We start from the raw sequence: 13,666 nt of genomic DNA on the forward strand, positions 1-13,666 counted from the left end.
TTGATGACGCGCTACTCGCTGCGATGGTTCCCAACGAACGCTTTTAGTTGTAGTGAGAGTGCGGGAACTTTTCGGGTGTGCATGGGACGGGCATGGGACTTGGGGTCCGAAGCTCTCCCTCGCTTACTTTTCTATGAAGGCATGGTGGTCTCGTAAGCCCCGGCAGGGTTAGCGCGACTGCAATCCTGGGGGCTGTGCGATGTGTATCTTCTGTGGTGACGGCAAGGGCCTCTCGCACTGGGGCTGGGCGGGTTTCGAGAATTTCGCCGTTTCCGACACGCCGCCCGGGGCCGCTTCGCCCGGCGGTTCGTCCATCACTCCGACGTCCGCAGCCGTCCCCGTCAGCTCCGACTTCGAGCGTGAAGTCACGTTCATCACGGGCGTCAACGCAGACGGTACGATTTCGAACACATCTTATTGGGGTGCCACCTCCGATACGGCGCAGAAGTGGGGGACGCCGACCGCCGGTACCGGCGCGTCGATCACCTACACGTTCGACGTCGCCTCGGCTTTCACCGATACCGAGAAGCAGACCTTCATCACCGCGATGGACATGTGGGAGGCCGTGGCGGACGTCACCTTCTCGCTGGGCGGGAGCAATGCCGACGTCAAGCTGGTACGCGGAGCCGCTGGTAGCGGCGCGAACGCCGGAGGCCCGCACACCCAGGGCAGCGGAAGCACGTTGGGCCAGAACAGTGGCCAGTGGATCGTCAACATGGAGACGTCCAAGTACGGCTTCGATCTCAGCGGCTCATTCTCAGAAGCGGAAGCCTACGGGCTAAACACGATCCTGCATGAAGTCGGCCATGTGCTGGGCCTCGGACATGGTGGCGCCTACAACGGCGCGGCCGACGAAACGACCCAGCAGTTCAGCGCCTACGACGAGCGCATGTGGACGTCGATGTCCTACATCGGCTGGAATGACCGCTCCACGGCGCTCTACCGCGCGAGCTATGACTACAAGGACACGCGCTGGGTCACCGACGACGGCACGACCATCGAGACCGGCTCCACCTGGATGCCGATCGACATCCTCGCCATCCAGAGGCTCTACGGTGCGGCCGAGTCTTCGCCTTTCGACGGCGGTGAAGTGTTCGGTTTCAACACCAACGTCACCGGCTCGATCGCCAAGTTCTTCGACTTCACGATCAACACAAATCCGGTCATCACGATCTACGACGAGGGCACGGGCAACACGCTCGATCTCTCGGGATTCGCGGACGATGCGGACGTCGACCTGGATGATGGCGGCTTCAGCAGTGCCGGCGGCCTCACCAACAATATCGGCATCGCCTTCGGCACGGTTATCGAGACGGCCATTACCGGCGACGGTGACGACACGCTGGTCGGTAACGAGCATGACAATATGTTCGACGGCGGCGCCGGCGCGGACTCCTTCGACGGCGGGGCGGGTTCTGACACCGTAACCTTCGTGCGCTCGAATGAGGCCGTCGACATCGATCTCGGTCGCCAGGACACGCGCGCGCCATCGGGTGGCCATGCCGAGGGCGACAGCTTCACCTCGATCGAGAACCTGATCGGCAGCAATTTCGACGACCGGCTGGTCGCCGCCAGCGGCCTCGGCGGCAGCACGATCGAAGGCCTCAAGGGCAACGACACGCTCTTCGGCAGCGCCGAGAACGACACGATACGCGGCGGCCTGGGCGACGACGTGATCGTCGGCAACGAGGGCAACGACCACCTCTACGGCGCCGATACCAACCTGATCCTCAACGGCGGCTTCGAGATAGCGGGAGGCGTCGACGTCGGCGCCGACGGCTACAGCGAGTATGTCGGCGAGCTCGAGGGCTGGGGCGTGCTGTCGGGCTTCGGGCGTGAGCTCGTCACGACCAGTGCGGTGGGGGTGGCACCCTTCGCGGGCAAGTATGCCATCGATCTGGACAGCTACGGCGCCAGCTCGAACACCAGCATCACACAGGTGGTCAGCGGGGCCGAGGACGGCGTGCTGTATCGCCTCGCGTTCGAGGCCGGCAAGTTCGACGCCGCGACGACCGCCCGGTTCGAAGTCTACTGGGGCGGAACGAAGCTCACCTGGTTCGAGACGCACCAGACCTATGTCGACCCGACGGTCAACTACGTCACCCATTACATCGATATCGCTGGCGGTGCGGGCGCCGGGGTTCAGAAGAACCAACTCATTTTCGCCGAGATCGGCGCAGCCGACGGCTTCGGCACTCTGCTGGACAACGTCCGCATGTATCGCGTCGATTCTGGCGAGCCCAAGGCTGACGACCGTGATCCGATCAGCGACGGCAACGACACTTTCAGTCCGGGCACCGGGTCGGACGTGGTGTACGGCCACGGCGGGAACGACCGCGCCATCTTCGACGACATTGGCGGCAACGATCATTTCGACGGCGGTTCGGGTAACGACACGCTGGTGATGGACTGGCACGCGGCGACGACCGCGATCATCTATCACGGGCTGAACGTCAGCAATTCGGCCGAAATCGGCATGGCCGAGAGCTACGAGCGCACGCCCGCCATCGTGGGCGATTCCGCCCAGTATCTCTACTTCAAGGAAGTGGAGCGTTTCGAACTGACCGGCGGCACCGCCGGCGACACGCTGCGCGGTGGCGGCCTCGACGACATCCTGATCGGCAACGGCGGCGACGACGTGCTGGTGGGTGGCGGCGGCATTGATCTTCTGAACGGTGGCGACGGCTTCGACCGTGCGACGCTCAAACTGAGCGGCGGCAACAACACGATCCGGCTCGTCGACACGATGGGCTCGGGCAGCGTTACGCTCGGTGACGGAACGCAGCTCATCTCCATCGAGGCGCTCAACCTCGAGGCCGGCGACGGCGACGATTTCCTCGACGTCCGTGGCACGATCGTCAACCCGGTGGACGATCCCTATTACAGCCGCACGCACACTTCTTTCGCGGGCTTCGGCGGCAACGACACGCTGGCGGTGGATTTCGCGACATCCTACGGCGCGACCTTCGACGGCGGGGCGGGGAGCCGCGATACGCTGATCATGGACTGGTCGGCCTCGCAGCGGGACATCTATCGCAATGTCGGCGAGGACGACACCTACCGGAGCTTCTCGCACTCGGTGACCGTCTTCACTGAAGGCCACTACGTCACCACCCACTACTACTACACGACGACGTTCACCAACGTCGAACGGTTCGAGCTTACCGGCGGCATCGGCAACGACGCACTGGCCGGCGGCGCGCTCGACGACGTGCTGAAGACCATCGCCGGCCGTGACACGCTGAGCGCCGGCACGGGTGACGATCTGCTGGTCGTCGATTGGTCGCAGATCGACCGCAGCATGTGGACCTACGATGTAAACGGCACCGGCGGCGTGCCTCTGACAGGATCACTGGAAGCGGGTTACTCGGGCATCTATTTCGGCGACGACTGGCGCTACTACAACCGGGTCGACTTCAGCGGCATCGAGCGCTTCGACATCAAGAGCGCCGATCGCGACGACGGCATCCGCACCGGCGACGGCGACGACATCGTGTCGAGCGCCGGCGGCAACGACCATCTGATTACCGGCAAGGGCATCGACATCGTCGACGGCGGCTCCGGCAGCGACCGCTGGGAGGCGGACAAGTCGTTCGCAACGGCTTCGCAGGTCATCGACATCGACCTCAACCGGACCGGCGTTCAGCTCACCTATCTCGGTGACGCGACGGTGCGCGGCATCGACATGCTGTCTCTCAGGACGGGTGCGGCTGCCGACACGGTCCTGACCCTCGCCACCGTCACTGCCAACACCAGCACGCACGGTCACGACGACCAGATCTACACCAACGATGGCAACGATGCCGTCACGGTCACGGGCGGCCGCGACCTCGTCTCCATGGGCGCCGACACCGACACGCTGACCGTCGACTGGTCGCTGATCAACCGGTCCATGGGCACCTACGACGTCAACGGTACCGGCGGCGTCGTGCTCACCGGGTCGCTGGAGACCGGCTACTCGGGCATCTATTTCGGTGACGACTGGCGCTACTACAATCGTCTCGACTTCAGCGGCGTAGAGCATTTCATCGTCCGCACCGGAGACGGTAACGACGGCATCCGCACCGGCGACGGCAACGACAACGTCAGCTCGGGCGCGGGCAACGACCATCTGATCACCGGCAAAGGCATCGACGTCATCGACGGCGGCGCCGATTCCGACCGCTGGGAGGCCGATAAGTCGTTCGCGACGTCGGCGCAGGCGATCAGCATCGACCTCAACCAGGCCGGCACGCAGCTTACCTACTTGGGCGGCACGACGGTGCGCGGCATCGAGATGCTGACGCTCAAGACCGGCGCAGCCGGCGATACGGTCCTGACCTACGCGACCGTCGTCTCCAACACCTCGACGCACGGCTTCGACGACCAGATCGAGACCAACGATGGCAACGACGCCGTCACCGTCACCGGCGGCCGCGACTCTGTCGCCATGGGCGCGGGCACCGACACGCTGACCGTCGACTGGTCGCTGATCGGTCGATCGGTCGGAACCTACAATTCGGTTGGCGGCGGCGGCGTGGTACTGACCGGATCGCTGGAAGAGGGCTACTCGGGCATCTATTTCGGCGACGACTGGCGCTACTACAATCGCCTCGACTTCAGCGGCGTCGAACATTTCAACTTCCTCAGCGGCAGCGGCCATGACGGCATCCGCACCGGCGACGGCAACGACACCGTCAGCTCGGGCGCGGGCAACGACCATCTGATCACCGGCAAGGGTATCGACGTCATCGATGGCGGGGCCGATGTCGACCGCTGGGAGGCCGACAAGTCGTTCGCGACATCGGCACAGGCGATCAACATCGACCTCAACCTGAGCGGGGCGCAACTCACCTATCTCGGCGGCGCGACGGTGCGCGGCATCGAGATGCTGACCCTGAAGACCGGCGCGGGCAACGACACGATCAAGACTCTGGCGACCGTCACGGCCGATACCAGCAGGCATGGTCATACCGACCTGATCGAGACCAACGACGGCAACGACGCCGTCACTGTCACCGGTGGCTACGACACCGTTGCCATGGGCGCCGGCACCGACACGCTGACAGTCGATTGGTCCCTGATCGACCGGTCCATGGGTACCTACGACGTCAACGGAACCGGCGGCGTCGTGCTGACGGGCTCGCTGGAGACCGGATACTCGGGCATCTACTTCGGCGATGACTGGCGTTACTACAATCGCGTCGACTTCAGCGGCGTCGAGCATTTCGTCATTCGCGGCGGCGCCGGCAACGACGGCATCCGCACCGGCGACGGCAACGACACCGTCATCAGCGGCGCCGGCAACGACCATCTGATCACCGGCAAGGGCATCGACATCGTCGACGGCGGAGTCGACGTCGATCGCTGGGAGGCCGACAAGTCGTTCGCGACGTCGGTCCAGGCCATCGACATCGACCTCAACCGGAGCGGCGTGCAGCTCACCTATCTAGGCGGCGCCACGGTGCGCGGCATCGAGATGCTCACCCTCAAGACCGGCGCGGGCAACGACACGGTGAAGACGCTGGCGACCGTTGTCGCCAATACCTCGACCCACGGTCATGACGACCAGATCGAGACCAACGACGGCAACGATGCGGTCACGGTCACGGGCGGTCGCGACCTGGTCGCAATGGGGGCCGGCACCGACACGCTGACGGTCGACTGGTCGCTGATCGGCCGGTCGATGGGGACCTACAATGCGGTCGGCACCGGCGGCGTGGTGCTGACCGGATCGTTGGAAGAGGGCTACTCGGGCATCTTCTTCGGCGACGACTGGCGCTACTACAACCGCGTCGACTTCAGCGGCGTCGAGCATTTCATCGTCCGGGGCGGCAGCGGCCATGACGGCATCCGCACCGGCGACGGCAACGACACGGTCACCAGCGGCGCCGGCAACGATCACCTGCTGACCGGCAAGGGCATCGACATTGTCGACGGCGGGATCGGCGACGATCGCTGGGAGGCGGACAAGTCTTTCGCGACGTCCGTGCAGGCCATCGACATCGACCTCAACCGGACCAGCGTCCAACTCACCTATCTGGGTGGCGCCACCGTGCGTGGCATCGAGGCGGTGACGCTCAAGACCGGCGCCGGCCATGACGTGGTCAAGACCCTGTCCACGGTGCTGGCCAACACCTCGACCCACGGGCACGACGACCAGATCGAAACCAACGACGGTGACGACAGCGTAACGGTCACGGGCGGTCGCGACGTGGCCGCAATGGGGGCGGGCAGCGATACGCTGATCGTCGACTGGTCGCTGATCAACCGCGGTTTCGGCTCCTTCGGCTTTACGGGATCCCTGGCGGACGGCTATTCGGGCGCCTTCTTCGGCGACGACCCGCGCTACTACAATCGCGTCGACTACAGCGGCGTCGAGCAATTCGTGCTTCGCGCCGGTGGAGCCAACGACACGATCCGTGGAGCCGACGGCGACGATACGTTGAGCGGCGGCGGTGGCAACGACGATCTGGGCGGCGGCCTTGGCGACGACCTGCTGGTCGGCGGTCTCGGCCTCGACACGCTGGACGGCGGCGATGGTATGGACACGGCCGACTACAGCGACAAGACGACGGCCGTCGTCGTGACGCTCAACGGCGCCACCGCTGCCACGGTGACGGTGAACGGCGTGGCCGAAGACACGGTTCGCAATATCGAGAGTGTGATCGGCGGATCCAACAAGGATATGCTGACCGGCGATGCGCTTGCCAATCGCCTTGTTGGTGGCGCCAACAACGACACACTGACGGGCGGCGGCGGCGAGGACATCCTCGACGGTGGAGTCGGCCTCGATACCGCCAATTATGGCGACAAGACGGTATCCGTCGTCGTTACGCTGGACGGTACGACCGCTGCAGGCGTCGTTGTCGGTGGCGTCCTGGAGGATACTGTCCAGAACATCGAGAACGTCATAGGCAGCTCGGTCTCGGACATTCTGACCGGGGATTTCCTGAGCAATCGCCTCGAGGGCGGTGCGGGTGACGACGTGCTGAAGGGCGGCGCAGGTAACGACGCTCTCGAAGGCGGGCTCGGCGTCGATACGGCCGACTACAGCGACAAGACCGTATCGGTCTCGCTGACCCTCGCAACCTCGACCCCCGCGAGTGTAACGGTGGGCGGTATCGCCGAGGATACGGTACGCTACATCGAGAATGTGATCGGCGGCTCCGGCAACGACACCATCACCGGCGACAAGTACGCCAATGTGTTCCGGGGTGCCGCCGGCGACGACGTGCTGGATGGTGCGGCGGGCGTCGACACGGCCGATTACAGCGACAAGACTGCCTCAGTGGTGGTCGCGCTTGCGACCTCCACGGCGGTTGACGTGCGGGTCGGCGGCGGCGTCGAGGATTCGATCCGCAACATCGAGAATGTCGTGGGCGGATCGGGCGACGACACGCTGACTGGCGACAGTCTTGCCAATCGCCTCGAAGGCGGCGTCGGTGACGATGTCCTGAGGGGCGGCGCGAGAGCTGACGTGCTCGACGGGGGCGCGGACGTCGACACCGCTGACTACGGTGACAAGCTGGTCTCGGTGGCGCTGACGCTCAACGGTGCGACGGGTGCGCTCGTAAAGGTGAACGGCGTCTACGAAGACACGATCAGCAACATTGAGAACGTGATCGGTGGTTCCGGCGCCGATACGCTGACTGGAGACGGGCTGGTCAACCACCTCGAGGGCGGTGCCGGGGACGACGTGCTCAAGGGTGCCGGCGGGAGCGACCTGCTCGACGGCGGGATTGGCATGGACACCGCCGATTACAGCGACAAGACCAGCCCGGTCGTGGCGACGCTGAACGGCGCGACGGCGGTCGACGTTCTGGTGAACGGCGTGACTGAAGATTCGATCAGCAACATCGAGAACCTGATTGGCGGGTCAGGCGTCGATACACTGACCGGCGATACCCTCGCCAACCGCTTCATGGGCGGCGCGGGCAACGACGTGCTCGATGGCGGTGCAGGCAGCGATACCGCGGACTACAGTGAAAAGGCGGCCTCGATCGTCGTGACCCTGGCCGGCGGGACGCCGGTCACGGTCATGGTGAACGGTATTGCCGAGGATACGATCAGCAACATCGAGAACATTGTCGGCGGCAACGGCAAGGACACGCTGACCGGAGACGCGCTTGCCAACCGTCTCGAAGGAGGGGTCAACAACGATGTGCTGATGGGCAGCGGCGGCGCGGATGTCCTCGACGGGGGAATCGGCATCGATACGGCCGACTACAGCGACAAGACTGTTGCCGTGGCGCTCATACTGGCAGGCGCAACGCCGGTCGGCGTCAAGGTCGACGGTGTGCTCGAGGATACGATCAGCAACATCGAGTACGTGTTCAGCGGGTCGGGTAACGACACGCTGGTCGGTGACGGTCTGTTCAACCGCTTCGAGGCCGGTGCAGGCGACGACTTGATGCGCGGCGGCGGGGGCGCAGACTTCCTGGATGGCGGTGCCGGTATCGACACGGCCGACTACAGCGACAAGTCAGTTGCGGTTTCTGCAACGCTCGCAGGCGCGGGTGTCAGCACCGTGACGGTCGGCGGCGTGGCCGAGGACACGATCCGCAGGGTCGAGAACGTGACTGGCGGGTCCGCCGCCGACACATTGACGGGCGACTTGCTCGCCAACCGCTTCATGGGCGGCGCGGGCAACGACGTGCTCGATGGCGGTGCGGGCAGCGACACCGCGGACTACAGCGAAAAGGGGGCTTCGGTCGTCGTGACCCTGGCAGGCGCGGCACCGGCCACGGTCATGGTGAACGGCGTTGCCGAGGATACCATCCGCAACATCGAGAACATCAGCGGCGGCATTGGCAAAGACATGCTGACCGGCGACGCGCTTGCCAACCGGCTTGAAGGAGGCTTCAACAATGACGTGCTGATGGGCGGCGGTGGCGCGGACGTTCTCGATGGAGGGAGCGGCATCGATACCGCCGACTACACCGACAAGACCGTCAGCGTAGCGGTCAGCCTGGCCGGAGCTACTCCGGTTGACGTCAGGGTGAACGGCGTGATCGAGGATACGATCGTCAATATCGAGTATGTATTCAGTGGATCGGGCAACGACACTCTGATCGGCGACGGACTTTTCAACCGATTCGAGGCCGGCGCCGGCGACGACTTCCTGCGGGGGGGCGGTGGCGCGGACTTACTGGATGGCGGCGCCGGTATCGACGCAGCCGACTACAGCGACAAGTCAGCTGCAGTTTCCGCGACGCTCGCAGGTGCTGGCGTGAGCACCGTTACTGTCGGCGGCGTGGCCGAGGACACGATCCGCAACATCGAGAACCTGATCGGCGGCTCGGCCAACGACACGCTGAACGGCAGCACGGCGGCCAACCGGCTGGACGGCAACACCGGCAGCGACGCGCTGATGGGGGGTACCGGGGCCGATACGTTCGTGTTCAGCACCGCGCTGGGACCGACGAACGTCGATTCGATCCTCGACTTCGCCGTCGGCGTGGACCGGATCGCGCTCGACGATGCGATCTTCACCGCGTTCGCGGGGCAGCCGCTGGTCGGTGCGGTGGCGTTCCACATCGGCAGTGCAGCGCACGATGCCGACGATCGCATCGTCTACGATTCGGCGAACGGAAGCCTCTACTACGACGCCGATGGCATGGGGGGCGGGGCGGCCAAGGCCTTCGCGATGCTGTCGACGGGGCTTGCGCTGACGCAGAACGATTTTCTCATCGTCTGACGGGGATGCCATAGAGTCTGCAAGATTGACCGGCAAAGAGGCCGCATGATCACCCGCAGACTCCTGTGCGCCGGCGCGGCGCTCGCCCCGTTTCCCCTGGCATTTCCCGCCGCCGCTCAGACGTCGGGGCCGCGCTTTCCGCCGGCCTTCCTCGAGGGGATCCGCCAGGAGGCGCTGCGGGCCGGCGTCGACCGCGGCACGATCGACGCGGCGCTGGCCGACATCCGCGAGGTTCCGCGGGTGATGGAGCAGGCGCGCAACCAGCCCGAGTTCAAGATGAGCTGGGAGACCTACCGCGACCGCGTCGTCTCCACCGAGCGGGTGGCCCGCGGCCGTGCCCTGCTGGCGGAGAACCGCGCCACGATCGAGCGCTTCGCCGGGCCGGCCGGATTGCCGCCGTCGGTCGCCGTCGCGCTGTGGGGTATCGAGAGCAACTACGGCACCCGGCTGGGCGACTTCGAAGTGGTCGAGGCGCTGGCCACGCTGGTGCACAACAACTTCCGCGCCAAGTTCTTCCGCGAGCAGCTGATCGCGGCGCTCAAGATCGTGTCGCAAGGCCATATCGGGCTGCACGCGATGAAGGGCTCGTGGGCCGGCGCGATGGGCCAGTGCCAGTTCATCCCGACCAGCTTCATCGCCTACGCCGCCGACGGCGACGGCGACGGCCGCAAGGACATCTGGACCAACAAGGTCGATGTATTCGCCTCGATCGTGAACTACCTCCGGAAAGTGGGCTGGCGACCGGGCCTGCGCTGGGGCGACGAGATCCCGCCCGGAGCGCAGGGCGGGGCCGGAACGCGCATTGTGCGACCGGCGGGGGCCGGCGGACCGGCCTATGCCACGACCGAGAACTTCAAGGTCATCCTGCGCTGGAACCAGTCGGACTTCTTCGCTCTCGCCGTGGGGCTCCTGTCGGACCGGATCGCCGCCTGACGCAAAAGCCCCAGGAGGCCGCTCCACTGGCCGCCCAAGATGATGTATGATGTGAACATCATGCCGCTAGCGTTGGTAAAACAGCGATTTCCAGCTCTCCAGACCCTCCGCCTCTGCGGCGCGATCGCGGTGATGGCGTCCGTCGCGGCCTGCGGATCGTCGAACAAGGGCGGGGGAAGCGGGGCGAGCGGGAGCGTCGCCCAGAGCGGCACCTACAAGATCGGCAAGCCCTACAAGATCGACGGCATCACCTATACGCCGCAGGAGACCTTCACCCTCACCGAGACCGGAGTCGCTTCGTGGTACGGGCCGGGCTTCCACGGCAAGTCGACGGCCAATGGCGAGCGCTACGACCAGGCCGACCGCACGGCCGCCCATCGCACGCTGCAGATGCCGGCGGTGGTGCGGGTCACCAACCTCGACAACGGCCTGAGCACGGTCGTCCGCGTCAACGATCGTGGCCCGTTCGCACGCAGCCGCGTGATCGACCTGTCGCGCACGGCGGCGCAGGAAATCGACATGATCGGCAAGGGCACGGCGCGGGTCCGCATCGACCAGCTCTCGACCGAGAGCACGACGGTGAAGGAGATCGCCCTGGGTGGCGGCGGTCCTGCCGAGCAGCAGCAGGCGCTGGCCCAGCTCGCGAGCGGCAAGCGCGCGCCCGCCGCCTCACCGGCTCCCGCGCCAGCGCCCGTACCGGCCGCTCCACCGCCGCAGGTCATGGTCGCCCAGCAGGCGGCCTACGAACCGCCGCCTGCGCCGCCGGCTCCCGCACAGACCGTGCAGGCGAGCCCACCGCGCGGAAACGGCACGCCGTTTCCCGCGCCCCAGTCGGCCTCGGGCGCGGTGCCGCCGACCATCGCCTCGCTCTCGACTGCGGCGCCCGCGCCCCAACCCGCGTCCGGGGCCAGCGGCTTCTTCGTGCAGGTCGGCGCCTTCTCGACGCAGGAGAATGCCGAGCGCCAGCGCGGCGCCGTCCGCAGCTACGGCAATCCCGAGGTTTCGCAGCGGTCCGCCAACGGACGCGATGTTTATCGCGTGCGGCTGGGGCCCTATACCACTTCCGATGCGGCCGGCATTGTCGCCGACCGGCTCAAGCGTTCAGGCTATGGGGATGCCCGTGTCGTTGCTGACTGATCTGCGCGCCCTCGTCGCGATGCTGGCCGTCGCCAGTTTCGCGGGTCTCCCGGCGGTGGTCCATGCCCAGCAGGATCCGCCTAAGCGGCCGGCCCAGCAGCAGAAGCCGCCGGCCAAGCCCAAGCCGCCCGCCGCGACGCCGAAGGCGGCCGCACCGGCCGCCGCCGCCCCAGCCGCCCTTAAGGTCGAGCAGCTACCACCCTCGCAGGTCGGCATCGGCACGCTGGCGCGCCACGCCTTCATGGTCGATCCGCAGACCTCGACGGTGCTCCTGTTCAAGGACGCCGAGACGCCGATGCCGCCGTCGTCGATGTCGAAGATGATGACCATCTTCATCCTCTTCGACGAACTGGCGGCCGGCCGGCTGAAGCTCGACACGCGTTTCCGCGTCAGCGAGAAGGCGCGCAACATGGGCGGCTCGCGCATGTTCCTCGAACTGGGCAGCGAGGCCACGGTCGAGGACCTGATCAAGGGCATCATCATCCTGTCGGGCAACGATGCCTGCGTCGTGGTGGCCGAGGGACTGGCCGGTTCGGAGGAGGCTTTCGCCGAGCGCATGAACAAGCGCGCGAGAGAGATCGGCATGACGCGGACGGTGTTCAAGAATTCGTCGGGCTGGCCGGCCGAAGGCCAGTACACGACGGCGCGCGATCTCGCGGTGCTGGGCTGGCGGTCGATCGACGACTACCCGCAGTACTACAAGTACTATGCGGAGACGAATTGGACCTACAACAACATCCGCCAGGAGAACCGCAACCGGCTGCTCAAGACCGTGGCGGGCACCGACGGTCTCAAGACGGGACACACCGAGGAGGGGGGCTACGGCCAGACCACGTCGGCGGTGCGCGACGGACGCCGCCTGATCCTGGTGGTCAACGGCCTTGCCTCGATGGCCGAGCGCGCGCAGGAAACCGCGCGCCTGATGGAGTGGGGCTATCGCGAATCGACCAACACGACGGTGTTCCGGGCCGGCGACACGGTGGTCGAGGCGCCGGTCTGGCTGGGCGCGCAGGACAAGGTGCCGTTGGTCATCCCGAAGGCCGTGCAGATCACGATGCCGACCGGCCAGACCGCCTCGCCGCGCGTCGTTGCGCGCTTCGACGGTCCGATCTCGGCCCCGATCGTCAAGGGCACGAAGCTCGGCACCGCGGTCGTCACGCTGCCCGACAACCGAACGGTGGAGTATCCGCTCGAGGCCGGCGCCGACGTGGCCCGCATGGGCGTGTTCGGCCGCGTCGCCACGATGATCCAGCACTACATGTTCGGCTGGCTGTCGTGAGCGATGACGCCGGCGGCCTCTTCATTACGCTGGAAGGCGGAGAAGGGGCCGGCAAGTCGACCCAGGTCGCCCGCCTCAAGGCGCTGATCGAGACGCGCGGACACAAGTGCATCGCCACGCGCGAGCCTGGCGGCGCGCCGGGCGCCGAGATGATCCGCAAGCTGCTGGTCGAGGGACCGGCCGAGCGCTGGGACGGTGTGACCGAGGCGCTGCTGCACTTCGCGGCGCGCCGCGAGCATCTGCGCACGACGGTTCTGCCCGCCATCGGGCAAGGCACCTGGGTCGTCTCCGACCGCTTCGCCGACTCCACCATGGCCTATCAGGGCTACGGCCACGGCATCGACCGCGCGATGCTGGGCACGCTCTACGACGTGGCCGTCGGCGACTTCCGGCCCGACCTGACGCTGATCCTCGACCTGCCGGTCGAGACCGGGCTGCAGCGTGCTGCGTCTCGCCGCGGCACCGAGACACGCTATGAATCGCTGCCGCGGGAATTCCACGAGCGCGTGCGCAAGGGTTTCCTCGACATCGCCGAAGCCGATCCCGCGCGCTGCGCCGTGATCGACGCGACGGCCGGCATTGACGACATCGCGCGCGCGATCGAGGCGGCGCTCGACAAGCATCTCGGGGCCTGAGCT

General features: G+C 66.2%; 5 protein-coding genes. All 5 read left to right on the forward strand.

Annotated elements, in window-relative coordinates:
* The first annotated feature begins 199 nt into the window (after positions 1-199).
* The 5 genes from KQ910_RS24965 to tmk all read left to right on the forward strand — a co-directional run bounded on the left by KQ910_RS24965 (position 200) and on the right by tmk (position 13,663).
* Positions 200-9,679: a M10 family metallopeptidase C-terminal domain-containing protein gene (locus tag KQ910_RS24965; RefSeq protein ID WP_216966428.1), complete on the forward strand. Its 9,480-nt coding sequence runs from the start codon at positions 200-202 to the stop codon at positions 9,677-9,679.
* Between the two features lie 45 nt (positions 9,680-9,724).
* Positions 9,725-10,612: a lytic murein transglycosylase gene (locus tag KQ910_RS24970; RefSeq protein WP_216966430.1), complete on the forward strand. Its 888-nt coding sequence runs from the start codon at positions 9,725-9,727 to the stop codon at positions 10,610-10,612.
* Between the two features lie 132 nt (positions 10,613-10,744).
* Positions 10,745-11,749, forward strand: a complete 1,005-nt coding sequence (locus KQ910_RS24975; protein ID WP_216966431.1) for a septal ring lytic transglycosylase RlpA family protein — start codon at positions 10,745-10,747, stop codon at positions 11,747-11,749.
* Entirely contained in the window at positions 11,733-13,028 is a 1,296-nt protein-coding gene (locus KQ910_RS24980; RefSeq protein ID WP_216966433.1) for a D-alanyl-D-alanine carboxypeptidase family protein, read from the forward strand. Before KQ910_RS24975 ends, KQ910_RS24980 begins: the two co-directional genes overlap by 17 nt.
* A complete protein-coding gene (gene tmk, locus KQ910_RS24985; protein WP_369408442.1) occupies positions 13,025-13,663 on the forward strand; it encodes a dTMP kinase in 639 nt (212 codons plus the stop codon). Before KQ910_RS24980 ends, tmk begins: the two co-directional genes overlap by 4 nt.
* Positions 13,664-13,666: the final 3 nt, after the last annotated feature.

It is taken from the genome of Reyranella humidisoli (genome assembly GCF_019039055.1).
Lineage (GTDB): Bacteria > Pseudomonadota > Alphaproteobacteria > Reyranellales > Reyranellaceae > Reyranella > Reyranella humidisoli.

Coding starts and splice junctions, on each gene's coding strand:
- KQ910_RS24970 (WP_216966430.1), top strand. CDS start 9,725: ATGATCACCCGCAGACTCCTGTGCGCCGGCGCGGCGCTCGCCCCGTTT.
- KQ910_RS24965 (WP_216966428.1), top strand. CDS start 200: ATGTGTATCTTCTGTGGTGACGGCAAGGGCCTCTCGCACTGGGGCTGG.
- KQ910_RS24975 (WP_216966431.1), top strand. CDS start 10,745: ATGGCGTCCGTCGCGGCCTGCGGATCGTCGAACAAGGGCGGGGGAAGC.